Source organism: Streptomyces luteogriseus (assembly GCF_014205055.1).
In the GTDB taxonomy this organism is placed as follows: Bacteria; Actinomycetota; Actinomycetes; order Streptomycetales; family Streptomycetaceae; genus Streptomyces; species Streptomyces luteogriseus.
On record NZ_JACHMS010000001.1, the window covers coordinates 6,318,430 to 6,343,230 of the forward strand.

The window sequence follows — 24,801 nt, forward strand, 5'->3', positions numbered from 1 at the left end:
GGTTGAGGGGCAAAACCTCTTGATCACGAGAAAATAGGCACGCGGTGCCTTCGGCAGTGGCACGCGGTGACGGGTTTTCGAATGGTTTTCGCAGGTCGGAGGCGTTTGAGCGAGAGGGCGCTCGGGTGTCACGCCCGGGGCGCGCAGCCCAGGACGTGGGCCTTCACGAGTTCGGCGATCCGCGGGTCACGGCGCTTGAACGCGGCGACGAGCTCCTCGTGCTCCTCGGCGTACGACTGCTGCCTGGTGCCCAGCCAGCGGATCGACAGGGCCGTGAACACCTCGATGCCGAGGCCTTCCCAGGTGTGCAGCAGCACGGAGTTGCCCGCGGCGCGGACCAGTTCGCGGTGGAAGGCGACGGTGTGGCGGACCTGCCCCGTGCCGTCGGAGCTGCGGTCGGCCTCGTACAGGGCGCTGACGTGCGGCTCCAGGGCCGAGCAGTCCTCCGCGAGGCCCTGGGCGGCCAGCTCCGCGGCGATGGCCTCCAAGCCGGCCCGCACCGGGTAGCTCTCCTCCAGGTCGGCGGCCGTGAGGTTGCGGACGCGCACGCCCTTGTTCGGAGCCGACTCGATCAGGCGCAGGGACTCCAGCTCGCGCAGGGCCTCGCGGACCGGGGTCTGGCTGACCTCCAGCTCGGTGGCGATCCGGCGCTCGACGATCCGCTCGCCCGGCTGCCAGCGTCCGCTGATGATCCCCTCGAGGATGTGCTCGCGGATCTGCTCGCGGAGCGAGTGGATGACGGGCGCGGTCATGAGGGCTCCTTACGCGGGATTGACGTTTAGACAATACGGCCGGTTCGCTCCGCGGGTGGGGCGGCCGGGGGTGCTTTGGTGCAGGTGAGACGAGACTTACACGTGGGGTGTGGCTTGTCGTTCGGCTGACCGTCGTGTGTGGTCGCTCGCGCAGTTCCCCGCGCCCCCAAGCAAAGTGCCCCCGCCCGGAGATGATCCGAGCGGGGGCACCGTACAGCCGTACCGGCGTTGGAGGTCAGAGCCCGAGCTCGACCTCGAACTCGCCCGCTTCCAGGATGGCCTTGACCGCCGTCAGGTAACGGGCCGCGTCGGCGCCGTCCACCAGGCGGTGGTCGTAGGACAGGGTCAGGTACGTCATGTCGCGGACGCCGATGACCGTGCCCTCCTCCGTCTCGATGACGGCGGGGCGCTTGACCGTCGCGCCGATGCCGAGGATCGCGACCTGGCCCGGCGGCACGATGATCGTGTCGAAGAGCGCGCCGCGCGACCCGGTGTTGGAGATGGTGAAGGTCGCACCGGACAACTCGTCCGGGGTGATCTTGTTGGCGCGGACCTTGCCCGCCAGGTCGGCCGTGGCCTTGGCGATACCGGCGAGGTTGAGGTCACCGGCGTTCTTGATGACCGGGGTCATCAGGCCCTTCTCGGAGTCCACCGCGATACCGACGTTCTCGGTGTCGAAGTAGGTGATGGTCCCCTCGGCCTCGTTGATCCTGGCGTTGATCGGCGCGTGCGCCTTCAGCGCCTGGGCCGCGGCCTTGACGAAGAACGGCATCGGGGAGAGCTTGACGCCCTCACGGGCCGCGAACGCGTCCTTGGCACGGCCGCGCAGCTTCATCAGGCGGGTGACGTCGACCTCGACGACCGAGGACAGCTGGGCCTGCTCGTGCAGGGCCTTGACCATGTTGTCGCCGATGACCTTGCGGATCCGCGGCATCTTGACGGTCTGGCCGCGCAGCGGGGACGCCTCCAGCACCGGGGCCTTCTTGGCGGCCGACGGGGCGGCAGCGGCGGGGGCCGGGGTGGCGGCGGCGCTCTTCGCGGCCTCGCCGGCGGCGACGACGTCCTGCTTGCGGATACGGCCGCCGACGCCGGTGCCCTTGACGGTGGACAGGTCGACGCCCTGCTCGGCGGCGAGCTTGCGCACCAGCGGGGTGACGTAGGCGCCGTCGTCGGCCGGCTTGGCGGCGGCCGGAGCTGCCGGGGCCTGGGCCGGAGCCGGGGCCGGCGCGGGAGCGGACGGAGCCGGCTCGGGAGCCGGGGTGGTCTGCTGCTGCGGGGCCGGAGCCGACGGGGCCTGCGGAGCCGGGGCGGGCTGCGCCGGAGCCGGAGCCGGGGTGGGCTCGGGCTGGGCCGGGGCGGCCGGGGCCTCCTGCGCCGGGGCGGCGGCCGGAGCCGCACCCGCCTCGCCGATGACGGCGAGCTTGGCGCCGACCTCGGCGGTCTCGTCCTCGCCGACCACGATCTCCAGCAGGGTGCCCGAGGTGGGCGCCGGGATCTCGGTGTCGACCTTGTCGGTGGAGACCTCGAGCAGCGGCTCGTCGGCCTCGACGCTGTCACCGACCGACTTCAGCCAGCGGGTGACGGTGCCCTCGGTGACGGACTCGCCGAGCGCGGGCAGGACGACGTCCGTGCCCTCGGCGGAGCCGCCGCCGGCGGCGGCGTCGGCGGTGGGAGCGGGCGCCGGGGCGGCCTGCTCGGTGGACGGGGCGGCCGCGGCCGGCTCGGGGGCCGGCTCAGGGGCCTGCTCCGCGGCGGGGGCCGGGGCGGCGGCGGGCGCGCCGCTGCCGTCGTCGATCAGGGCCAGCTCGGCGCCGACCTCGACCGTCTCGTCCTCGGCGACCTTGATGGAGGCCAGGACACCGGCGGCGGGCGAAGGAATCTCGGTGTCGACCTTGTCGGTCGACACCTCGAGCAGCGGCTCGTCGGCCTCGACGCGCTCGCCCTCGGCCTTCAGCCAGCGGGTGACAGTGCCCTCGGTGACGCTCTCGCCGAGCGCCGGAAGGGTTACGGAAACCGCCATGGTTTCGGTTGCTCCTTACGGAAAGTGCGGAAGTCTGTGTCGTCGCGTGTGTCGACCGAGGGGTCAGTCGTGCGCGTGGAGGGGCTTGCCGGCCAGGGCCAGGTGGGCCTCGCCGAGCGCCTCGCTCTGGGTCGGGTGGGCGTGGATGAGCTGCGCGACCTCGGCGGGCAGCGCCTCCCAGTTGTAGATCAGCTGGGCTTCGCCGACCTGCTCGCCCATGCGGTCGCCGACCATGTGGACGCCGACGACGGCACCGTCCTTGACCTGGACGAGCTTGATCTCACCCGCGGTGCCCAGGATCTTGCTCCTGCCGTTGCCCGCGAGGTTGTACTTCAGAGCGACGACCTTGTCCGCGCCGTAGATCTCCTTGGCCTTGGCCTCGGTGATGCCCACGGAGGCGACCTCCGGGTGGCAGTACGTCACCCGCGGGACACCGTCGTAGTCGATCGGAACGGTCTTGAGACCGGCCAGGCGCTCCGCCACCAGGATGCCCTCGGCGAAGCCGACGTGCGCGAGCTGGAGGGTCGGGACGAGGTCACCGACGGCGGAGATGGTCGGCACGTTCGTGCGCATGTACTCGTCGACCAGGACGTAGCCGCGGTCCATGGCGACGCCCTGCTCCTCGTAGCCGAGGCCCTGGGAGACCGGGCCGCGGCCGATGGCGACCAGCAGGATCTCGGCCTCGAACTCCTTGCCGTCGGCGAGGGTGACCTTGACGCCGTCCTGGGTGTACTCGGCCTTCTGGAAGAAGGTGCCCAGGTTGAACTTGATGCCGCGCTTGCGGAACGAGCGCTCCAGCAGCTTGGAGGAGTTCTCGTCCTCGACCGGGACGAGGTGCTTCAGGCCCTCGACGATCGTGACCTCGGTGCCGAAGGACTTCCACGCGGAGGCGAACTCGACGCCGATGACACCGCCGCCCAGGATGATCGCGGACTTGGGCACGCGGTCCAGGACGAGGGCGTGGTCGGAGGAGATGATCCGGTTGCCGTCGATGTCCAGGCCGGGCAGCGACTTCGGCACGGAGCCGGTCGCGAGCAGGATGTGGCGGCCCTCGACGCGGCGGCCGTTCACGTCGACGGACGTGGGGGAGGACAGCCGGCCCTCACCCTCGATGTACGTCACCTTCCGGGAGGCGACGAGCCCCTGCAGGCCCTTGTACAGGCCGGCGATCACGCCGTCCTTGTACTTGTGGACCCCGGCGATGTCGATGCCCTCGAAGGAGGCCTTCACACCGAACTGCTCGCTCTCGCGGGCCTGGTCGGCGATCTCGCCCGCGTGCAGCAGGGCCTTGGTGGGGATGCATCCCCGGTGCAGGCAGGTGCCGCCGACCTTGTCCTTCTCGATCAGGGCGACGTCCAGGCCCAGCTGCGCCCCGCGCAGGGCCGCGGCGTAACCACCGCTGCCACCGCCGAGGATCACTAGGTCGAAAACGGTGCTGGCGTCGTTCGCCACGTCACGTCCTCCATGCATGTGCGCCGTGAGCCGGTCTTCAAGACCGGCAGGCGGCTGGTGTCCGGCCGCTCGTTCTTCGGCCCTTCGGTGGGGCCCTGTCCTGCCGAGCCCCATCTTCGCACTTGTCGGCACACAAGGAGACGCCGGGCTGCGGTGTGAGACGCCCCACGTTCAGATGAGCCCCGCGCGCAGACGCCGCACAGGGGCGCGGGGCTGTGTCTGATCTGCGGCTCCGCCGCGCGGGCGCGAAGGCAGCAGACCCAAGGGGCGCGGGGAACTGCGCGAACAGTCCCCACGCCCCCGCACTCGCCACACAACAGGCGAGACCGAGCTAAAAGGCGAACTCAGCCAAGGTCGCCCGAAGCCGTCAGCTCAGCGAGCCGCACCAGCGTCCGCACGGCCGTCCCCGTGCCGCCCTTCGGCGTGTACCCGAACGGCCCGCCCTCGTTGAAGGCCGGCCCGGCGATGTCCAGGTGCGCCCAGGTGATGCCCTCGCCCACGAACTCGCGCAGGAACAGACCGGCGACCAGCCCGCCGCCGCTCCGCTCACCCATGTTCGCGATGTCGGCCGTGGCCGAGTCCATCCCCTTGCGCAGGTGCTCCGGCAGCGGCATCGGCCACGCCGGCTCCCCGACCTCCTCGGCGGCCTCGCACAGCGCGGCGCGGAACGCGTCGTCGTTGCCCATGATCCCGAACGTCCGGTTGCCCAGCGCCAGCACCATCGCCCCGGTCAGCGTCGCCACGTCCACGATCGCGTCGGGCTTCTCCTGCGACGCCGCCCACAGCGCGTCGGCCAGCACCAGCCGGCCCTCGGCGTCGGTGTTGAGCACCTCCACCGTCTTGCCGCTGTACATCCGCAGCACGTCACCCGGACGGGTCGCGGACCCGGAGGGCATGTTCTCGGCCAGCGCGAGCCAGCCGGTGACGTTGACCTCCAGGCCGAGACGCGCGGCGGCGACGACCGCGGCGAACACCGAGGCCGCACCGGCCATGTCGCACTTCATCGTCTCGTTGTGACCGGCCGGCTTCAGCGAGATGCCGCCCGAGTCGTAGGTGATGCCCTTGCCGACGAAGGCGAGGTGCTTCTTCGCCTTGGAGGAGGTGTACGACAGCTTGACCAGGCGCGGGGTCGCCGCGGAACCGGAGCCGACGCCGAGGATGCCGCCGTAGCCGCCCTTGGTCAGGGCCTTGTCGTCGAGCACCTGGATCTTGATGCCGTGTTCCTTGGCCGCGGCCTGGGCGATCGCGGCGAACGACTCGGGGTTCAGGTCGTTCGGCGGGGTGTTGACCAGGTCGCGGGAGCGGTTGAGCTCCTCCGACACGGCGACGGCACGCTCGACCGCGGCCTTGTACGCCTTGTCGCGGGGCTTGCCGCCGAGCAGGACGACCTCGGCGAGGGGAGCCTTGCCGTTCTTCGCCTTGGGGTCCTTGCCGTTGTCCTTGTAGGCGTCGAAGGAGTACGCGCCGAGCAGCGCGCCCTCCCCGATCGCACCGGCGTCGGCGGCGTCGGCCAGCGGCAGCGCGAAGGCGGCCTTCTTCGACCCGGCCAGGGCGCGGGCGGCGACGCCGGCGGCCCTGCGCAGGGCCTCGGTGCCGTACTCGGCGTCCTTCTCGGGAACCGCGCCCAGTCCGACCGCAAGGACGAGCGGTGTCTTGAAGCCGGACGGCGCCGGCAGCTTCGTCACCTCGCCCTCGCCGCCGGAGGCGCCGAGAGTCTCCAGAACGCCGGCGAGCCTGCCGTCGTACGCCTTGTCCACGGCCTCGGCGCCCGGTGCGACGACCGGTCCCTTGGCACCCTTGGCGACACCGATCACGATCGCGTCGGCCCGCAGGCCGGGTGCCGCGGAGGTGCTGAGAGTGAGAGCAGTCACGGTGGTGAAATCTCGCTTCCGATGTGAAGTTGCAGTGGTCGAACGGTGTGGGTCGACCGGGCCCGACAGCCGACCCTAAGGGTCCGGTGTCCACGGGGACTTCCCCGGTACGGCGAACACTCGACGTCGAGACTACGCGCGTGACCCCGTTCGCTCATTCCTGCGGTCGTTCACCTGTCGGTGGCGTAGTGGCCATTTCCTGATCCCTCACACCGGTGAACCGGGTCACACGCGTCGATCCGGTGAGCGCCCTGCCGGAGTCCGACGGCCTCTCCGACGGCCGGATACGCGAGCGATGTGCCGGGTGAGCGGTGCGGCGGTGCACTGCGCGGTCCCCGGAACCGGAGATCATCCTTGGGGCACGCTGCCCCAGACCCTGGAGAACACCCCGTGAGACGCCCGTCCCTGCTCGTCACCCTGCTCGTCCTGCTCCTCGCGGGCTGCGCCGAGCCCTCCGACGACAAGCCCGGCCCCCGCTGGCAGCCCCGCCCCGGCACCGCCTGGCAGTGGCAGCTCAGCGGACGCCTGGACGCCTCCGTCGACGTGCCGGTCTACGACATCGACGGTTTCGACCACTCCGAGGACACGGTCACCCGGCTGCACCGGGACGGCCGCAAGGTCATCTGCTACCTCTCCACGGGCGCCTGGGAGGAGTTCCGCCCTGACGCCGGCGATTTCCCGAAGCCGGTCCTCGGCCGCGGCAACGGCTGGAAGGGCGAGCGCTGGCTCGACATCCGCCGCATCGACGTCCTGGAGCCGCTCATGGCGGCCCGGATCGACATGTGCCGCGACAAGGGCTTCGACGCGGTGGAGCCCGACAACATGGACGGCTATCGCAACGACACGGGCTTCCCGCTCACGGCCGCCGACCAGCTGCGCTACAACCGCCTCGTCGCCCGGCTGGCCCACGACCGGGGCCTGGCCGTCGGCCTGAAGAACGACCTGGACCAGATCCCGGACCTGGTCGGGGACTTCGACTTCGCGGTCAACGAACAGTGCGCCCAGTACGGCGAGTGCGCGGCCCTGAAGCCGTTCACCGCCGCGGGCAAGGCCGTCTTCCACGTCGAGTACGAGCTTCCCACCGCCCGCTTCTGCGCCGAGTCGCGCCGCCTGAAGCTCAGTTCACTGCTCAAGAAGTACGAACTAGGGGCGTGGCGACGGGCCTGCTGAGCCCGATCCCGGTGACCGCGGTGCCCGCGAGCCGGTCGGCGAGGGACCGGCGGCCGGGGGAGAGGACCGGCAGCGCGTTCAGCAGGAACAGCGCCACCGCCACCGCCCACACCAGCACCGACAGCACGACCTGACCCTCCACCAGCAGCACGCAGGCCACGGCGTACACGGCGACGTCCGCCGCGGTGGTGACCGCGGCCCGCCGTGCCGCCCTGACCTTGCGGGGGAGGTGTGGGGTGACCTTCAGCCCGACCAGGGCCTTGCCGAGCGTGCGCCCGGCCAGGGCCAGGCAGGCCCACTGGTAGAGGAACACCGTCAGCACCAGCAGCCCGAAGGCCTGCTCGACGTACAGCACCGACTTGTTCCACAGCGAGAGTCCCAGGTCCTGGGAGGCGTCGAGCACGTCACCGCGCGACGTCAGCAGGTCGAAGCCGCCGCGGGTGGCCAGCTCGGGCACGTCGGTGACGAGTGCGGAGACCCGGTGGAAGGTGAGCACGGCGAGCGCCGAGGCCAGCGCCACCACCAGCGCGAAATCGACGACCCAGGCCGTGGCACGGCGCAGCTTCGGCATGAACATCCCCCGATCGTTTGTGTGTCGGGGCAGGAAGCTAGCGGCCGGGCGGCCCGAGCAGGAGGGGGGCGAGGAGATCGTTTCAGCCCAGTGACAGAACGACCAGTGCCGTGGTCGCCGCCGTCTCCGCCAGACCGCCGAAGACATCCCCCGTGACGCCTCCGAAGCGCCGGGTGCAGTGCCGCAGCAGGGCCTCGGCGGCGGCCAGGGAGAGGAGGACCGCGAGCACGGTCCGGACCGTGTCGTACGGCCCGAGGAGGGCACCGGCCGCCGCGGCGCCCCCGGCGACGGCCACGACGGCGACCGCGGCCCCCCGTGGCGGCACCACACCCGCGACCGCCGCCCCCAGCCCCTCCGGCCGTGCCGCCGGTACCCCGGCCCGGGCCGCCAGGGTGAGGGCCAGCCGGGCGAGGGTCGCCGAGACGACGGCGGCGCAGGCGCCCCGGGCCCAGGAGGCGTCGTACGCCTGGGCGAGCGCGGCGACCTGCGCGAGCAGGACGAGGACGAGGGTGATGACCCCGAACGGCCCGATGTCCGACTGCTTCATGATCCGCAGCGCGTCCTCGGCCGGCTTGCCGCTCCCCAGCCCGTCCGCGGTGTCCGCGAGCCCGTCGAGATGCAGCCCCCGGGTGAGGACGGCCGGCACGGCGACGGTCGCCACGGCGGCCAGCGGGGCGCCCGCACCGAGGAGCAGCAGCACCAGCCCGAGCCCGGCGGCGGCGGCACCGACCGCCAGCCCGGCCAGCGGGGCGCACAGCATGCCGCCGCGTGCGGCCTCCCGGTCCCACCGGGTCACCCGGACGGGGATCACCGTGAGGGTGCCGAAGGCGAAGCGGAGGCCGTCGAGGGGCGAGGTGGTGGGCACCGGCGCAGGCTACCGGCCGGTCAGGAGAGCGGGAACGGCAGCCGCGGATAAAGTTCACATATGGGATGGTTCGAGCGGAACATCATGGAACCCGGCAAGCTGCCGTTGCTTCTCGCTCTCGTCTCCTTCGTCCTGACCTTCCTGATCACCCGAGGCATCACCCGTCTCATCCGGGCGGGGAAGGGCCCCTTCCGCAACATCAGCGGCAGCGGCGGTGTCCACGTCCACCACGTGGTCCCCGGTGTCATCCTGACGATCGTCGGCGGCTTCGGCGCGGTCGCCGGCGGCCAGTACGGCTTCGGCTCGGCGCTGGCCGCGGTGATCTTCGGCATCGGCGCGGGCCTCGTCCTCGACGAGTTCGCCCTGGTCCTGCACCTCGCCGACGTCTACTGGACCCCGGACGGCCGCAAGAGCGTCGAGATGGTCGTCCTCACCGCGTCCCTTGTCGGCCTGCTCCTGCTCGGCTTCTCGCCGCTGGGCGTCAACGACCTCTCCGAGGGTCAGCAGCAGAACCGTGCCGTCGTCCTCGGGAACGTCCTCGTGAACTTCGGGTTCGCCCTCATCGCCCTGTTCAAGGGCAAGGTCCGCATTGCCGTGCTGGGTGTGATCATCCCCCTCATCGCCCTGATCGGCGCCGTACGGCTGGCCCGCCCCACCTCCCCGTGGGCCAAGCGGTTCTACCGGAACCGCCCCCGCGCCCGAGCGAAATCCGGTCTGCGGGCTTACCACCACGACCGCCGCTGGGTGGGCCCACGGCGCAGGTTTCAGGACTGGATCGGCGGCGCGCCCGACCCCGAGCCGGCCCGCTCCCTCGAACACCGCTGACGCAGTTCGCCGACCGCGCACAGCACCAGCACCGCGACGATCGCCGCGAGGTGCTCCTTGCCCGCGAGGTTCTCCTTGAGCACGATCTCGACCACCATCGTCACGACGACCACCGAGGCCGTGACATACGCCCGGTGGCGCCAGCCCAGGAACACGGCCAGGCCCACCACCGCCGCCGACGGACCGGTGTCCACGACCCACCGGTCCGAGGCGGGCAGGCCCAGCCACCAGTCCGGGCCCAGCCAAATGCCCAGGCGCGCGTACAGCGTCCCCGCGAGCGTCGCGACGTAGGCGAGGGCCAGCGCCCGCCACCGGCCCAGGCACAGCTCGGCGATGCCGAACACCAGCAGGATCTGCACGAGCGCGCCCCACACCGGCAGATCCAGCGCGGGCACGAACAGCGACAGCGGCGTCCGCAGCAGCGCCAGCCACAGCGGGTCCTGGGCCCGCACACCGCCGACGTTCTGCACGACCTGATAGCCCCACGACTGGTTGTGCACGACGTGCAGCACGGCCGTGAGGCACACGGCCGTGACCGCCATCGGCACCGCCCGCCACCGCCGCGCCACCAGCGGCCTTCGCGCCGCGGCGTACAGCGCACCCCATTCGGCGCGGGCCCAGCGGGCGAGCGTGGTCATCGGGCGGTCGTCCTCGTCCGTGCGTGGATACGTCTGAGGGTGTCTGCGACTCAGTCAAACCGACACCACGTTCCAAGACCGACCGGAACGGGACGACGTTGAGCCAGGCGTGAGTGACCTGGATCTCGGCGCTGCTCCTGCTCTGGGGGCGCCTCTACTGCTCGGCCGGCGCCTCGGACACGTCCGGCCCTGCCTGCTCCCCGAGTTCCTCGGACTCCTTCGGCTTCTCGGGCAGCTCCGCGGCCAGCGCGGCGGCGGCCTGCACGAGCGGCAGCGCCAGCAGACCGCCCGCGCCCTCCCCGACGGTCACCCCGTGGGTCAGCAACGGCTCCAGGGCCATCCGGTCCAGCGCCTTCGCCTGCCCGGGCTCCCCGCTGTCGTGCGCGGCCAGCCACCAGTCCGGCGCCCGGAACGCGATCCGCTGGCCGACCAGCGCGCACGCGGCCGTCACGACCCCGTCGAGCACCACCGGCAGCTTGCGCACCGCGCTCTGCAGCAGGAAGCCCGTCATCGCGGCGAAATCGGCGCCGCCCACCGCCGCGAGCAGCTGCAACTGGTCCCCGAGCACCGGCCGGGCCCGGCGCAGCGCGTCCCGGATCGCCGCGCACTTGCGCATCCACGCCAGGTCGTCGATCGCCAGCCCGCCACGCCCGGTGACGACCGACGCGTCCACCCCGCACAGCGCCGCGACCAGCACGCCCGCCACCGTCGTCCCGCCGACGCTCACATCGCCGAGCACCACCAGGTCCGTGCCCGAGTCGGCCTCCTCGTCGGCCACCGCGACCCCGGCCCGGAAGGCCGCCTCGGCCTCCTCCGGGGTCAGCGCGTCCTCGATGTCGATCCGCCCGCTGCCGCGCCGCACCCGGTGCCGTACGACGTCCTCCGGCAGGCCCTCGGGGTCGCAGTCCAGGGCCATGTCGACGATCCGCACCGGCACGCCCAGCCGCCGTGCCAGCACCGAGACGGGGCGGCCGCCCTCCAGCACCTCGCGCACCAACTCCCCGGCGCCGCCCGCCGGCCGGGCCGAGACGCCCAGCCCGGCGATGCCGTGGTCACCGGCGAAGAGCACCACCCGCGGCCGCTCGACCGGCCGGACCGGCACGGCGGACTGCGCCGCCGCCAGCCACTCACCCAGTTCGTCGAGGCGGCCCAGCGACCCGGGCGGCACGATCTGCCGCTCCCGGCGCGCCTCGGCATCGCGGCGGATCCCGCCGTCAGGACGCTCGATCAGATCGGTGAAGTCGTCGAGATTAAGCGAGCTCATTCGCCGAACAGTACCGGCCCCGGTCGAACAGCACGGCGCCACATCACCACTCCGTCGAGGCGACATCGTTGCACCCAAGATCGGCATCCCATACGTTCCGTTTTGCAGCGGATTGTCGTACGTGATCGGTGCGACGACCCCGCCCTACGTCCTCGCCGTACGCAGCCGCCGTACGCCGTCGCGCCCGGGAGCCGCCCATGACCGCACATCCCGCCTCCTCAGCACCCCCCGTCCCCCAAGCGACCACACGGGTCCACGAACCGCGCCGGGAGGACTGCCCCTGGTGCGGCTCCGACCGGCTGCGCAACCGGCTGCGCACCGGTGACCTGCGGCAGTACAAGCCGGGCAGCTTCACCGTCGACGCGTGCCGGGACTGCGGCCACACCTTCCAGAACCCCCGCCTCACGGTGGAGGGCCTCGCCCTGTACCACCGGACCGTGCGCGGGGCGCCCAGGGACCCGGCGAGCGACGGCCTCCTCGCCCTGCGCGGCAGCCCGCGCCGGCACCGCTCGGCCGCCCGCGCCATGCTGCGCTGCGGCGAGCCGGAGAGCTGGCTCGACGTCGGCACGGGCCACGCCCGATTCCCGGCCACGGCCCGGCAGTTCTTCCCCTACACGTCCTTCGACGGCCTGGACCCCACCCCGCGCGTGGTCCGCGCCCGCACGGCCGACCGCGTCGAGGAGGCCCACGTCGGCCGCCTGACGGACCCCCGGATCGCCACCCCGCTGCGCGCCCGCTACGACGTGGTCAGCATGCTCCACCACCTGGAGGGCACGCCCGACCCCCGGGCGGAACTCCGGGCCGCCCTCTCCGTCCTGCGCCCGGGCGGCCACCTGCTCATCGAGACCCTGAGCCCCCGCAGCGTCTTCGCCGCCCTGCTGGGCCGCTGGTGGCTCCCCTACGACCAGCCGCGCCACCTCCACCTCCTGCCCCCGCAGAACGTCCGCGCGGAACTGGAGTCGGCCGGCTGCACGATCCTGACGCTCGACCACCGTCCGGTCCACGTCCCCCACGACCTCGCGGGCGCCACGTCCTTGGCCCTCTCCCACGCCCTGCCCGCCCCGGACACCCCCTGGCGGGCGATCCCCCCGCCCCCGGTGCAGCGGCACACCCGCACGGCCCTGCTCCGCGCGGGCTTCCCCCTGGTCGCCGTGGCGGCGCTCGCCGACCAGCTCATCGCCCCGGTGACCCGCCGCACGCGCTTCGCGAACACCTACCGGGTGATCGCCCGCAAGGCTCCCTAGCCGGGCCGGGGAGGAGGGAAGCCAAGGGTCCCGGTCACCCCCGCAGCACCACCGCCTGCCCGGCCACCACCAGCAGCACATGCTCACACTCGGCCGCGAACCCCGCGTTCAGCCGCCCGAGTTCATCGCGGTAGCGCCGCCCCGACGCCGTCGACGGCACGATCCCCGACCCCACCTCGTTCGACACGGCGACCACGGTCCTCCGGGTGACCCGCATCGCCTCGGTGAGCTCCCGCATCCGCTCCCGCAGGGCCTTCTCCCCCCGCTCCGCCCACACCGCGTCGTCCCAGGCCCCGACGGAGTCCATCGCGTCCGTCAGCCACAGCGACAGACAGTCGACCAGCAGCGGCGGCCCCTCCTCCTTCAGCAGCGGCACCAGATCGCAGGTCTCGACCGTCTGCCACGACCCCGGCCGCCGCTCCCGGTGCGCCGCCACCCGCGAGGACCACTCCGTGTCCCCGTTGCGCGACCCGCCCGTCGCCACGTACAGCACGTCCGGAAAGGCCTCCAGCCTCCGCTCGGCCTCCACCGACTTGCCCGACCGGGCCCCGCCCAGCACCAGCGTCCGCCGCGGCACGTCCGGCACGTCCTCGTACGCCCCCACCGCCAGCGACACCCCGTCCGGCACGGCCCGCGCCCCGGCCGCCGCGAGCCGCCGCCCGAGCTCGGGACCGGGCGGCACGTCGTGGTCCAGATGGACGGCGAGCACGTCGGTCGTCGGCCCGACCGCCCCCACCGCCCGCAGCTTCGCCAGCGCGTCCGGCCGCCCCACGACGTCCGCGAGCACCATGTCGTACGACTCGGCCGGTTCCGCCAGACCCGCGGGGGCCCCGCCCGGCGGCAGGTACAGCAGCCGCTGCCCCTCCGGCCCGGTCACCGCGTACCCCGTGCCCGGCGCGTCCAGCGCCACCGCCCGCACCCGGTGCCCCGTCAGCAGCGTCAACTCCCGCCCGTCCGGCACCCGTCCGGGCTGCGGCAGCCCCGCGGGCACCTCGACCGCCGGCCCGTGGTGCGGATGCGACAGCAGCACCTGCCGTACGCCGGTCAGGGAACGGCCCGCCCGCGCCGCCGCGAACGCCGCGCCCGGCGTCAGGTCGAGCAGCAGCGTCCCGTCCAGGAGCAGCGCGGTGGCCGCCCGCGCGTCCGGCCCGAGAGCGGCCGCACAGGCCGCGCAGGGACATTCGGGGCGGGGCAGACCCGCGGGGGCACCGGTGCCGAGCAGAGTGAGTTCCACGCCCCGATTCTCACCCGTGGCAGTGAGTCACGCGTGATGGAGACGCCCCCAAAGGGGGCGCGGGCCGTGTCGACATGCGGCTGCGCCGCGCGGGCGCGACCAGCCGGACACAACCCGCACAGGCCCACAAGCCGCGCCCCGCAAGCCCTGTAACGCCCCACCCAGCGGAGCGCTTACGCTCTGAGGAGGAGCCGGACCAAGATCCGGCTTTCGCTGTGCAGTGTGCTCACACACATGGGAGGCGTACATGGCGGCATGGACGTGGCGGTTCGAGAAGACCGACGGGACGGAGGTCCAGCCCGCGGTGCCGCCGGAGGAGTTCCCCACCCAGGGGGACGCCGAGTCCTGGATCGGGGAGCACTGGAAGGCCCTTCAGGAGGGCGGTGCCGACCAGGTGCGGCTGTTCGAGGACGTCACGGAGATCTACGGGCCGATGAGCCTGCACGCGGCCGAGGCGTGAGCCCGGTGGGCGGGGGCCGACGGCCCTCGCCCACACTCCCTGTTCCGCTGGTCAGCCGCGCACGCCGCACAGGTGCAGCAGCGCGGCCACCCCGCGGTACGGATCGGTCCGCCCGGCCTTCTCCTCCACCGCGAGCAGCGTCTCCACGTCGGCCGGGGCCTCGGCGCCGTCCGCCGCCGTGTCGGTGAACACCCGCACCCCGTACCAGGCGTGCAGCGGCGCCCCGATCCCGGCGAGCGTCGATGTCAGGTCCTTCAGCCGGTCGGCCCGTACGTCGAGCCCCAGCCGGTTGCGGTAGGAGACGGTGTCGAAGGCCGCCAGCGCCCCGGACCAGTCACCGGACAGGCCCGGCCGGATCGCGAGCGCGTCCCCGTTGCGCACGAGCAGGGACAGCAGACCGCCCGGCGCGAGCATCCGGGCGAGGCCCGCCAGCAGCGGGTCGGGCTCCTCGACGTACATCAGGACGCCGTGGCACAGCACCACGTCGAAACTGCCCGGCAGGAAGTGCACACCGGTGTCCCGGCCGTCGCCCTCGATGATCCGCATCCGCTCCCGGATGCCCTCCGGCTCCCCGGCGAGGGACTCCCGGGCCACGGCGACCATCGTCGCGTCCTGCTCCAGACCGGTCACCTGGTGACCGGCGCGGGCCAGCCGCAGGGCCTGGGTGCCCTGGCCCATCCCCACGTCCAGCACCCGCAGGCGCCGGCCGACCGGGAACCGGCCGACTATCTGCTCGTCCAGCTGGCGGGTCACCAGCTCCTGGCGGACGACATCGCGCAGCCCGCCCAGCTTGTCCAGCCAGGCATCAGCCGCACCCCCGGAGAACGGCGTCGTGGTCAGGGCCGCTCTCCGCGCTTGACCTGCGGCTTCGGCAGTCGGAGCCGGCGCATCTGGAGGGAGCGCATCAGGGCGTAGGCGACGGCGCCGCGCTTGTTCTCACCCGCGAAGCGCTCGTTCAGCTGCTTCTTCAGACGGAAGGACGTGACGAACGAGTCGAGCACGATCAGCACGATCACCACGAGCCACAGCAGCAGCGCGACGTTCTGCAGCGAGGCCACCCGCACCATGCTCAGCACGAGGATGACCACGGCCATCGGCAGGAAGAACTCCGCGATGTTGAACCGGGAGTCGACGAAGTCGCGCGCGAACCGGCGGACCGGTCCCTTGTCACGCGCGGGCAGATACCGCTCGTCGCCGCTCGCCAGCGCCTGGCGCTGCCGTTCCATCGCGGTACGGCGCTCCTCGCGCTGTCGCTTGGCGGCCTCCTTGCGCGTCATCGACGTGTTGGCCACGCTGCGGCGCGAGGACTGTGCCTGGCTGCGCTTGGGCGTGGGGCGGCCCTTGGGGGCCTCGGGGTGACGGGGCTGACTGGAGTCGGTCACCGGCGCCTTGTCGGCGTCCTGGGCCTTCTCATCCTTCGCACGGCTACGGAACACAAAACCCAAGGGTAAGGGCTTCCGGGCATGGACCCCAGCCCCGTGGGGAACGATCCGGCAACACCAGTCGTCAGTAAGGGGACAGAGGGGACGTTGTGTACGCCTCCGGATCTTTCCGGGGTGCACGGCTCCGGTGACCCCGGGGACCACCTACTCCCTACGCCGGAGCGGGAGCGTACGCAGTCGTCCTTGGGGATGAGCGCATCCGTCCCCGAACAGTGCGGTAATGGATGCAGGGCCCGTACTGTGGGTTCTGTCGCAGGAGCAGCTGCCGGAGTCGGTCAGAAGGGGGCGCGCGAAGCCCATGAGCGGTGTCATGAAGCGTATGGGGATGATCTTCCGCGCGAAGGCGAACAAGGCCCTTGACCGGGCCGAGGACCCGCGCGAGACCCTCGATTACTCGTATCAGAAGCAGCTCGAGCTGCTCCAGAAGGTCCGCCGCGGCGTCGCCGACGTGGCGACCAGCCGCAAGCGCCTGGAACTCCAGCTGAACCAGTTGCAGTCGCAGTCCGGCAAGCTCGAGGACCAGGGCCGCAAGGCGCTCGCGCTGGGCCGTGAGGACCTGGCCCGGGAAGCGCTGTCCCGCCGCGCCGCCCTCCAGCAGCAGGTGACCGACCTGGAGACCCAGCACGCGACGCTCCAGGGCGAGGAGGAGAAGCTCACCCTCGCGGCCCAGCGGCTCCAGGCCAAGGTCGACGCCTTCCGCACGAAGAAGGAGACGATCAAGGCGACGTACACGGCGGCGCAGGCACAGACCCGGATCGGCGAGGCCTTCTCCGGCATCTCCGAGGAGATGGGCGACGTCGGCCTGGCGATCCAGCGCGCCGAGGACAAGACGGCCCAGCTCCAGGCCCGCGCCGGCGCGATCGACGAGCTGCTCGCCTCCGGCGCCCTCGACGACCCCTCCGGGATGCACAAGGACGACATCCAGGCCGAGCTGGACCGGCTCTCCGGTGGTACGGATGTAGAGCTGGAACTGCAGCGCATGAAGGCCGAACTGGCCGGAGGCTCGGGCAGCGGGCAGCAGGCCATCGAGGGCGGCGCGAACGGGCAGCAGTCCCAGCAGCAGCCGCAGGACACTCCGCGCTTCGACAAGCAGTAGGGGTCCACGCCTAGGAGGGCGACATGATCGTACGGATCATGGGGGAGGGCCAGGTGAGCCTGGCCGACGGCCACCTCGCCGAGCTGAACAAGCTGGACGACGAACTCCTGTCGGAAATGGAGAACGGCGACGGTCCCGGCTTCCGCCGCACCCTCCAGGCCCTCCTGGCCCGGGTCCGCGACCTGGGCGACCCCCTACCGGACGACTCCCTGGAGCCGTCGGAACTGATCCTGCCGTCTCCCGACGCGACGTTGGAGGAAGTCCGGGAGCTCCTCAGCGACGACGGCTTGATTCCGGGCTGAGACCGGGCACCCATGGGCGGGCCGACAGGGGGCTGGGGGCACCGCCCCCCGCCCGGCTACCGTAAACAGCCGTGAGCACCCTCGCGCGGGCCCGATGTCAGGCCAAGGCGCACCCCCTGGCCATGGACGCCGTCCTCGCCGCCGCCGTCCTGGTCTGCATGGTCGCCGGGTCGTTCGTGGAACCCCGGCACCGCGACAGCGTCAGCTGGGTCCTGCGCACCCCCGATCTCCTCAGCCTCCTCCTCATGACCCTCGGCGCGGTGGCCCTGGTCTTCCGCCGCCGCGCCCCCATGGCGGTCCTCGCCCTCACGGGCACGCTGTCCGTCATCGAGTCCCTCACCGGCGACCCCCGCACCCCCGTCGCGATGTCCGCGGTGATCGCCCTCTACACCGTCGCCTCCACCACCGACCGCCCCACCACCTGGCGGGTCGGCCTGCTCACGATGACCGTGCTGACCGGCACCGCCATGGCCGCCGGGCCGCTGCCCTGGTACGCCCAGGAGAACCTCGGCATCTTCGCCTGGACCGGTATCGGCGCCACCGCCGGTGACGCCGTCCGCAGCCGCCGCGCCTTCGTCCAGGCCATCCGGGAACGCGCGGAACGGGCCGAGCGCACCCGCGAGGAGGAGGCCCGCCGCAGGGTCGCCGAGGAACGCCTGCGCATCGCCCGGGACCTGCACGACGTGGTCGCCCACCACATCGCCCTGGTCAACGTGCAGGCCGGGGTCGCCGCCCACGTCATGGACAAGCGGCCCGACCAGGCCAAGGAGGCACTCGGGCACGTCCGCGAGGCCAGCCGCTCCGCGCTCAACGAGCTCCGCGCCACCGTCGGCCTGCTCCGGCAGTCCGGCGACCCGGAGGCCCCCACCGAACCCGCTCCGGGCCTGGACCGCCTCGACGAACTCACCGGCACCTTCCGCAGCGCCGGACTGCACGTCGAGGTCGCCCGGGCAGACCAGGGCACCACCCTCCCCGCCGCCGTCGACCTGGCCGCCTACCGGATCATCCAGGAGGCCCTCACCAACGTGCAGAAGCACGCCGGGCCCCAGGCCAAGGCCGAGGTCAGCGTCGTACGCGTCGGACCGAACATCGAGATCACCGTGCTCGACGACGGCAGCGGCGAGAACGAGACCCAGGACGGCGGCGGCCACGGACTGCTCGGCATGCGCGAGCGCGTCAGCGCCCTGCGCGGCACCCTCACCACCGGTCCCCGCTACGGCGGCGGCTTCCGCGTCCATGCGATCCTGCCGCTCAAGAGCCGCACACCGACCGGGGAGGACCCCGCATGACCATCCGTGTCCTGCTCGCCGACGACCAGGCGCTGCTGCGCAGCGCCTTTCGCGTGCTCGTCGACTCCGAGCCCGACATGGAGGTGGTCGGCGAGGCCTCCGACGGCGCGGAAGCGGTCCGGCTGACGAAGGAGCAGCGCGCCGACGTCGTGCTCATGGACATCCGCATGCCCGGCACCGACGGTCTCGCCGCGACCCGCATGATCAGCGCCGACCCCGACCTCTCCGACGTCCGGGTGGTCATCCTCACGACGTTCGAGGTCGACGACTACGTCGTGCAGTCGCTGCGGGCGGGCGCCTCCGGCTTCCTCGGCAAGGGCTCCGAGCCGGAGGAACTGCTGACCGCCATCCGTATCGCGGCCGGCGGCCAGGCCCTGCTCTCCCCGGCGGCCACCACCGGCCTGATCGCCCGGTTCCTCGCCACGGACGACCCGGCCGACGGCGACCGCGACCCGGCCCGCGGCGAACGGCTCGACTCGCTCACCGTCCGGGAGCGCGAAGTGCTGGTCCAGGTCGCCGGCGGGCACTCCAACGACGAGATCGCCGAGCGCCTCGAAGTGAGTCCGCTGACCGTGAAGACGCACGTCAACCGGGCCATGGCCAAGCTGGGCGCCCGGGACCGCGCCCAGCTCGTCGTCACCGCGTACGAATCGGGTCTGGTACGTCCAAGGGTGGAGTGAGCTCGACGCGGCTGTACTGCGGCCGGAGTATGCGCCGCGTAAGGATGTGGACCTGGGGGCTACGGAACCCGGTTCCCGCATGGCTCAGGGTGTAGGGGGGCGCTGTCTGCGCGTCCGCTGCCGCTTCTGCCGCCCAACAGAAGAGAGACCCTCACCCATGTCCTGGCTGTCCAGGTTCAGCCTCGCGCAACGGGCCTTGATCGGGCTGATGTCGATCATCGCGCTCGTCTTCGGGGCGATCGCGATACCCCAGCTCAAGCAGCAGCTGCTGCCCGCCATCGAACTGCCCATGGTGTCCGTACTGGCGCCGTACCCGGGCGCGTCCCCGGACGTGGTCGAGAAGCAGGTCGTCGAACCCATCGAGGACGCCCTCGAAGCCGTCGACGGCATCAGCGGCGTCACCTCCACCGCCGGCGAGGGCAACGCCGTGATCATGGCGTCCTTCGACTACGGCAACGACACCGAGCAGCTGGTCGCCGACGTCCAGCAGGCCGTCAACCGGGCCCGCGTCCAGCTCCCGGACGATGTCGACCCGCAGGTCGTCGCCGGTTCCACGGACGACATCCCCACCGTCGTCCTCGCCGTCACCTCCGGCCGGGACCAGCAGGCCCTGGCCGACCAGCTCGACAAGACCGTCGTGCCGGACCTGAAGAGCATCGACGGCGTCGGCCAGGTCACCGTCGACGGGGTCCGGGACGTCCAGGTCACCGTCACGCCCGACGACGCGAAGCTCGCCAAGGCGGGGCTGACCTCGCTGTCCCTCTCCGAGGCGCTCAAGGCGGGCGGCGCGACCGTCCCGGCCGGCTCCTTCGACGAGGGCGGCGCCAACCGCACCGTCCAGGTCGGCGGCGGTCTCACCTCGCTGCAGCAGATCCAGGACCTGATGGTCACGGGAGAGCCCGGCAAGGGCAAGCCGGTGCGCCTCGGCGACGTGGCCAGGGTGAAGCAGCAGGAGGCTCCGGCCGACTCCATCACCCGTACCGACGGCAGGCCCAGCCTCGCCGTCGCCGTCACCATGGACCGCGACGGCAGCGCGGTCGCCATTTCCGACGCCGTCCAGGACAAGCTCCCGGACCTGCGCGAGGACCTCGGTTCGGGCGCCACCCTCACGGTCGTCAGCGACCAGGGCCCGGCGGTCTCGAAGTCCATCAAGGGCCTGACCACCGAGGGCGCGCTCGGTCTGCTCTTCGCCGTCCTGGTGATCCTGGTCTTCCTGGCCTCGGTCCGCTCGACCCTCGTGACCGCGGTGTCCATCCCGCTGTCCGTGGTCCTCGCCCTGATCGTGCTGTGGACGCGCGACCTGTCGCTGAACGTCCTCACCCTGGGCGCCCTGACCATCGCCATCGGCCGGGTCGTCGACGACTCGATCGTGGTCCTGGAGAACATCAAGCGCCACCTCGGCTACGGCGAGGAGCGCCACTCGGCGATCCTCCAGGCCGTTCGCGAGGTCGCGGGCGCGGTGACGTCCTCGACGCTCACCACGGTCGCGGTGTTCCTGCCGATCGGCCTGGTCGGCGGCATGGTGGGCGAGCTGTTCGGCTCGTTCAGCCTGACCGTGACGGCCGCGCTGCTGGCGTCCCTCCTGGTCTCCCTGACGGTCGTGCCGGTCCTGTCGTACTGGTTCCTGCGCCCGCCCAAGGGCACCCCCGAGGACGCGGCCGAGGCCCGCCGGCTCGCCGAGGAGAAGGAGGCCAGGAGCCGCCTCCAGCGCGTCTACGTCCCGGTCCTGCGGTTCGCGACCCGGCGCCGTCTCACCAGTGTGGCCCTCGCGATCGTCGTGCTGGTCGGCACGTCCGCCATGGCGTCGCTGCTGAAGACGAACTTCTTCGACCAGGGCGAGGTCGAGGTCCTCACCGTCAAGCAGGAGCTGAAGCCCGGCACCAGCCTGGCGGCGACCGACGCCCAGGCGGCGAAGGTCGAGCGGCTGCTGGGCGACACCGAGGGCGTGAAGGACTACCAGGTCACCATCGGGTCGTCCGGCTTCATGGCCGCCTTCGGCGGCGGCACGGACACCAACCAGGCCTCGTACCAGGTGATGCTGGAGGACTCGGCGTCGGCCGAGGACGTCCAGGACGGCATCGAGAAGGGCCTGGCCGGGCTGAAGGGCATCGGCACGACCACCATCACCGCCGGCGACGGATTCGGCGCCCAGGACCTCAGTGTCGTGGTCAAGGCCGCCGACGCCGACGTGCTGCGTACGGCGTCCGAGGAGGTCCGCAGGACGGTCGCCTCGCTCGACGACGTCACGGACGTCAGCAGCGACCTGTCGCAGAGCGTGCCACGCATCTCGGTGAAGGCCAACGACAAGGCGGCCGCGGCCGGTTTCAACGACCAGACCCTCGGCGGCGCCGTCGCCCAGGCCGTCCGCGGCACCACCGCGGCCCAGGCGGTCCTGGACGACACCGAGCGCGACGTCGTCATCCGCTCGGCGAAGCCCGCCAAGACCCTGAAGCAGCTTCAGGACCTGCGCCTGGGCGGCACGGTGAGGCTCGGCGACATCGCCACCGTCGAGGTGGTCGACGGTCCGGTCTCCATGACCCGCATCGACGGCCAGCGCGCGGCCACCGTCACCGCGAAGCCGACCGGCGACAACACCGGCGCGGTCAGCACCCAGCTCCAGTCGAAGATCAGCGCGCTGAAGCTCCCGGACGGCGCCACGGCGTCGATCGGCGGTGTCTCCGAGGACCAGGACGAGGCGTTCGTCAACCTGGGCCTGGCGATGCTGGCGGCCATCGCGATCGTCTTCATGCTGCTGGTCGGCACCTTCCGGTCGCTGGTCCAGCCGCTGATCCTGCTGGTCTCCATCCCGTTCGCCGCCACCGGCGCGATCGGCCTGCTGGTCGCCACCGGCACCCCGATGGGCGTCCCGGCCATGATCGGCATGCTGATGCTGATCGGCATCGTGGTGACGAACGCGATCGTGCTGATCGACCTGATCAACCAGTACCGCAAGCAGGGCCATGGCGTCGTCGAGGCGGTGATCGAGGGCGGCCGGCACCGGCTGCGCCCGATCCTCATGACCGCCCTGGCGACGATCTTCGCCCTGCTGCCGATGGCCCTCGGCATCACCGGCGAGGGCGGCTTCATCGCCCAGCCGCTGGCCGTGGTCGTGATCGGCGGTCTGGTCACGTCGACACTGCTGACGCTGCTGCTCGTCCCGACGCTCTACGCGATGGTCGAGCTCCGCAAGGAGCGCCGGGCGAAGAAGCGCGCCGCGAAGAAGGGCCTCCCGGCCCAGCACACGGACGCGACGGAGCCGGAGCACGCGAGCGCGTGACGGCCTGACCCGGCGGCGGCCGGGCACCGGACCTCCCCGTCCCGTGCCCGGCCGCCGCCTTGTCCCGTTCCGTATCCTGTGGCCCTCGAACGGCTTTACGGGGGAAGGGGATTGGGGCGTGCCGCTGCACAGCGACGACCCGAGGTCGGTCGGCGGCTACAGGCTGCTCGACCGGCTCGGGGCCGGAGGCATGGGCGTGGTCTTCCGGGCCAGAGCGCGTTCGGGCCGCGACGTGGCCCTCAAGGTCGTCCATGCCCAGTACGCCGCGGACGCCGTCTTCCGGGCCCGGTTCCGGCAGGAGATCGCCGCGGTGCGCAAGGTCAGCGGAGCCTTCACGGCACCGGTGCTGGACGCGGACCCCGAGGCGGCGCGGCCCTGGATGGCGACCCAGTACGTGCCCGGACCCTCGCTCGCCCGGCGGATCCGCGACCGGGGCGCCCTGCCGGAGGCCGAACTGCGCGGGCTGGCCCTGGGCCTGGTGGAGGCCCTGCACGACATCCACCGGGCGGGGGTGGTGCACCGGGACCTGAAGCCGGCCAACGTCCTGCTGGCCGAAGACGGCCCGCGTGTCATCGACTTCGGCATCTCCCGCGCGGCGGAGAACCACCAGACGCTGACCGAGACCGGTCAGATGATCGGCACGCCGCCCTTCATGTCACCGGAACAGCTCGTCGACGCCCGCGCGGTCGGCCCGGCGTCGGACGTCTTCTCACTCGGGGCACTGCTGGTGTACGCCGTCACCGGGCGCGGCCCCTTCGACGCGGACAGCCCCTATCTGACGGCGTACCGCGTGGTGCACGACGAACCCGTGCTGGACGGCGTCGGCGGGCCGCTGCGCGGGCTGCTGGAGCGCTGCCTGTCCAAGGAGGCCGCGGACCGGCCCGGACTCGACGAGCTGGCCCGGGATCTGGCGGCCGCCCTGCCCGAGCCGACGGACGGCGACCCGGCCACCGTGACCCTGCGCGCGGACCGGCTCCCGGCCGCCGGGCCCGCCCATCCCGCGACCGTGGCGGACCCGCCGCCCCCGAGCCGCCCCCGACGCCGCTTCCGCCCGCTGCTCGCCGCGACGGGCACGGTCGGCACCGCCGTCCTCGCCCTGACGGCCTATCTGACGCTCGGCCCCGGCTGGGCGCGCAGCGCTGACCGGCAGGACACCTCACCGTCCGCGAACTCCCGCTGGGCGGCACCGCCGGCCGGCTGGAAGGCCTGGCAGACGACCGTGTACGAGAGGGCCGGCCGCGGTGTGCGCACGACGCAGCAGCCGCGGGCCGGCGGGTCGCGGGGCGGGCCGGAGTGCCGGACGTACGAGGGGGCCGTCTACTGCGCGGGCGACGGGATCCTCCCCGTCCGCCTGGACGGGAGGACGGGCGAGACCGTCTGGCGCGCAGGCCCGGCGGCGTCCGTCAGCGGCGACGACTTCTCCAGATTCGTGATCCTCGGCGTCCACGACGACGCGGTACTGGTGCGGCAGGAGCCCCCGGGCGAAGGGGCGACCCGGGTCTTCGCGTTCGACACCGGCACCGGTGACCGGCTCTGGGACCGCGCGGTGAACGACCAGTGGACGGAGGTGGCCTTCTCCGGCGACGTCGTCGTGCTCCCGGAGGGCGACGGCACGTCGATGACGGCCCGCTCGGTCCGCACCGGCGCCCCGCGCTGGAAGGAACGGCTGCCCGCGAAGCACTTCTGCGGGGTCACGGAGGCCGCCGGGAGGCTGTGGCTGCAATGCAGCCCGGAGGAGGGGCCGGAGGAAGGTCTCGTCATGGAGCTTCACCCGGCCGACGGCCCGGCGCGCCGGCTGAGCGTACCGAGCCACGCCGGGCTGCTCGGCGCCTTCGACGGCCGCCTCCTGTTCCTGGAACTGACCCAGGACGAGGACGGGAACGTCCTCATGGGGCAGGACGCGCCGTATGCGGGCATCCGGCTGGTGGACCCCGGCAGCGGTGCGCAGAGCACGACACAGCTGGCCGAGGAGTACGAGGGCGAGGTGACGCTGGCGGACGGCACCCTGTGGTTCGCCACCGCCAGCGGACGGATCACCGCCGTGTCGGCCCGCACGGGCAGGCCGCTGTGGCAGACCTCGACCAGCCTGGAACAGCCGGGCGAGGCGACCTACGACCCGCGGACCCGGGCTGTGTACCTCGCCAGTGCCAGCGGCCGCGTCGGGGCGCTCGACGCGAAGAGGGGCGCTCTGCTGTGGCAGACGCAGCCGAGGGCCCAGAGCAACGCCACCGACTGGGGCGCCACCCGGGTGCGGCTGCTCGAAGGCGCCCTGGTCGCGACCACCCCCGGCGGCAGCGTCTTCAGCCTCGACCCCGCGCACCCCGAGCGCGAACCGCGCTCGGGGTGACG

General features: G+C 72.4%; 21 protein-coding genes. 10 read left to right on the top strand and 11 right to left on the bottom strand.

Annotation, left to right across the window (positions count from 1 at the left end; all coding sequences use genetic code 11):
• Positions 1–128: 128 nt before the first annotated feature.
• The 4 genes from BJ965_RS28100 to BJ965_RS28115 form a co-directional block, all read right to left on the bottom strand.
• Entirely contained in the window at positions 129–752 is a 624-nt protein-coding gene (locus BJ965_RS28100) for a GntR family transcriptional regulator (RefSeq protein ID WP_030837481.1), read from the bottom strand.
• Between the two features lie 235 nt (positions 753–987).
• Entirely contained in the window at positions 988–2,772 is a 1,785-nt protein-coding gene (sucB, locus tag BJ965_RS28105; protein ID WP_184912236.1) for a 2-oxoglutarate dehydrogenase, E2 component, dihydrolipoamide succinyltransferase, read from the bottom strand.
• Positions 2,773–2,835: 63 nt separating this feature from the next.
• Entirely contained in the window at positions 2,836–4,224 is a 1,389-nt protein-coding gene (gene lpdA, locus BJ965_RS28110) for a dihydrolipoyl dehydrogenase (protein WP_030837486.1), read from the bottom strand.
• Positions 4,225–4,568: 344 nt separating this feature from the next.
• Positions 4,569–6,095 carry a leucyl aminopeptidase gene (locus tag BJ965_RS28115; protein WP_184912239.1) on the bottom strand — a complete coding sequence of 509 codons (1,527 nt, stop codon included), beginning with the start codon at positions 6,093–6,095 and terminating at the stop codon, positions 4,569–4,571.
• A gap of 390 nt (positions 6,096–6,485) precedes the next feature.
• Between BJ965_RS28115 and BJ965_RS28120 the strand changes: the two genes are divergently transcribed.
• Complete coding sequence (locus BJ965_RS28120) at positions 6,486–7,265, top strand: endo alpha-1,4 polygalactosaminidase (RefSeq protein ID WP_184912242.1); 780 nt, start codon at positions 6,486–6,488, stop codon at positions 7,263–7,265.
• Here BJ965_RS28120 and BJ965_RS28125 read toward each other — a convergent pair.
• Positions 7,225–7,842 carry an RDD family protein gene (locus BJ965_RS28125; RefSeq protein ID WP_246546061.1) on the bottom strand — a complete coding sequence of 206 codons (618 nt, stop codon included), beginning with the start codon at positions 7,840–7,842 and terminating at the stop codon, positions 7,225–7,227. The genes BJ965_RS28120 and BJ965_RS28125 overlap by 41 nt on opposite strands.
• A gap of 76 nt (positions 7,843–7,918) precedes the next feature.
• Complete coding sequence (locus tag BJ965_RS28130) at positions 7,919–8,701, bottom strand: adenosylcobinamide-GDP ribazoletransferase (protein ID WP_184912244.1); 783 nt, start codon at positions 8,699–8,701, stop codon at positions 7,919–7,921.
• Positions 8,702–8,761: 60 nt separating this feature from the next.
• On the opposite strand from BJ965_RS28130, the gene BJ965_RS28135 reads away from it, so the two are divergent.
• The gene (locus BJ965_RS28135) at positions 8,762–9,526 is read left to right on the top strand and encodes a hypothetical protein (RefSeq protein ID WP_184912246.1); all 765 of its coding nucleotides are present in this window, start codon (positions 8,762–8,764) and stop codon (positions 9,524–9,526) included.
• Here the strand turns inward: BJ965_RS28135 and BJ965_RS28140 are convergent.
• Together BJ965_RS28140 and cobT are read right to left on the bottom strand one after the other, a co-directional pair.
• A complete protein-coding gene (locus BJ965_RS28140) occupies positions 9,466–10,164 on the bottom strand; it encodes a hypothetical protein (protein WP_184912249.1) in 699 nt (232 codons plus the stop codon). The two genes, BJ965_RS28135 and BJ965_RS28140, sit on opposite strands and share 61 nt — an antisense overlap.
• Before the next feature lie 154 nt (positions 10,165–10,318).
• Complete coding sequence (gene cobT, locus BJ965_RS28145) at positions 10,319–11,428, bottom strand: nicotinate-nucleotide--dimethylbenzimidazole phosphoribosyltransferase (RefSeq protein ID WP_184912251.1); 1,110 nt, start codon at positions 11,426–11,428, stop codon at positions 10,319–10,321.
• A gap of 197 nt (positions 11,429–11,625) precedes the next feature.
• Between cobT and BJ965_RS28150 the strand changes: the two genes are divergently transcribed.
• On the top strand, positions 11,626–12,672 hold the full coding sequence (locus tag BJ965_RS28150; RefSeq protein ID WP_184912253.1) for a class I SAM-dependent methyltransferase: 1,047 nt from the start codon (positions 11,626–11,628) through the stop codon (positions 12,670–12,672).
• Between the two features lie 34 nt (positions 12,673–12,706).
• Here the strand turns inward: BJ965_RS28150 and BJ965_RS28155 are convergent, their stop codons facing one another.
• Positions 12,707–13,906 carry a bifunctional adenosylcobinamide kinase/adenosylcobinamide-phosphate guanylyltransferase gene (locus BJ965_RS28155; protein WP_184912255.1) on the bottom strand — a complete coding sequence of 400 codons (1,200 nt, stop codon included), beginning with the start codon at positions 13,904–13,906 and terminating at the stop codon, positions 12,707–12,709.
• Between the two features lie 247 nt (positions 13,907–14,153).
• On the opposite strand from BJ965_RS28155, the gene BJ965_RS28160 reads away from it, so the two are divergent.
• Complete coding sequence (locus tag BJ965_RS28160; RefSeq protein ID WP_030837510.1) at positions 14,154–14,366, top strand: hypothetical protein; 213 nt, start codon at positions 14,154–14,156, stop codon at positions 14,364–14,366.
• A gap of 51 nt (positions 14,367–14,417) precedes the next feature.
• Here the strand turns inward: BJ965_RS28160 and BJ965_RS28165 are convergent, their stop codons facing one another.
• Both BJ965_RS28165 and BJ965_RS28170 read right to left on the bottom strand, forming a co-directional pair.
• Positions 14,418–15,119 carry a class I SAM-dependent methyltransferase gene (locus tag BJ965_RS28165; protein ID WP_184912257.1) on the bottom strand — a complete coding sequence of 234 codons (702 nt, stop codon included), beginning with the start codon at positions 15,117–15,119 and terminating at the stop codon, positions 14,418–14,420.
• A gap of 83 nt (positions 15,120–15,202) precedes the next feature.
• Positions 15,203–15,802 carry a DUF3043 domain-containing protein gene (locus BJ965_RS28170; RefSeq protein ID WP_184912260.1) on the bottom strand — a complete coding sequence of 200 codons (600 nt, stop codon included), beginning with the start codon at positions 15,800–15,802 and terminating at the stop codon, positions 15,203–15,205.
• Positions 15,803–16,118: 316 nt separating this feature from the next.
• Between BJ965_RS28170 and BJ965_RS28175 the strand changes: the two genes are divergently transcribed.
• The 6 genes from BJ965_RS28175 (at position 16,119) to BJ965_RS28200 (ending at position 24,799) form a co-directional block, all read left to right on the top strand.
• Positions 16,119–16,904 carry a PspA/IM30 family protein gene (locus BJ965_RS28175; RefSeq protein WP_281402945.1) on the top strand — a complete coding sequence of 262 codons (786 nt, stop codon included), beginning with the start codon at positions 16,119–16,121 and terminating at the stop codon, positions 16,902–16,904.
• Between the two features lie 23 nt (positions 16,905–16,927).
• Complete coding sequence (gene pspAA, locus BJ965_RS28180) at positions 16,928–17,206, top strand: PspA-associated protein PspAA (RefSeq protein ID WP_184912263.1); 279 nt, start codon at positions 16,928–16,930, stop codon at positions 17,204–17,206.
• Positions 17,207–17,277: 71 nt separating this feature from the next.
• A complete protein-coding gene (locus BJ965_RS28185; protein WP_184912265.1) occupies positions 17,278–18,495 on the top strand; it encodes a sensor histidine kinase in 1,218 nt (405 codons plus the stop codon).
• Positions 18,492–19,175 (top strand): response regulator, encoded by a 684-nt coding sequence (locus BJ965_RS28190; RefSeq protein ID WP_184912267.1) that lies wholly within the window; start codon positions 18,492–18,494, stop codon positions 19,173–19,175. The genes BJ965_RS28185 and BJ965_RS28190 overlap by 4 nt, the downstream gene beginning before the upstream one ends.
• 157 nt (positions 19,176–19,332) lie before the next feature.
• Complete coding sequence (locus BJ965_RS28195) at positions 19,333–22,452, top strand: efflux RND transporter permease subunit (RefSeq protein WP_184912269.1); 3,120 nt, start codon at positions 19,333–19,335, stop codon at positions 22,450–22,452.
• A 118-nt stretch (positions 22,453–22,570) separates the two neighbouring features.
• Positions 22,571–24,799, top strand: a complete 2,229-nt coding sequence (locus BJ965_RS28200) for a protein kinase domain-containing protein (RefSeq protein ID WP_184912272.1) — start codon at positions 22,571–22,573, stop codon at positions 24,797–24,799.
• Positions 24,800–24,801: the final 2 nt, after the last annotated feature.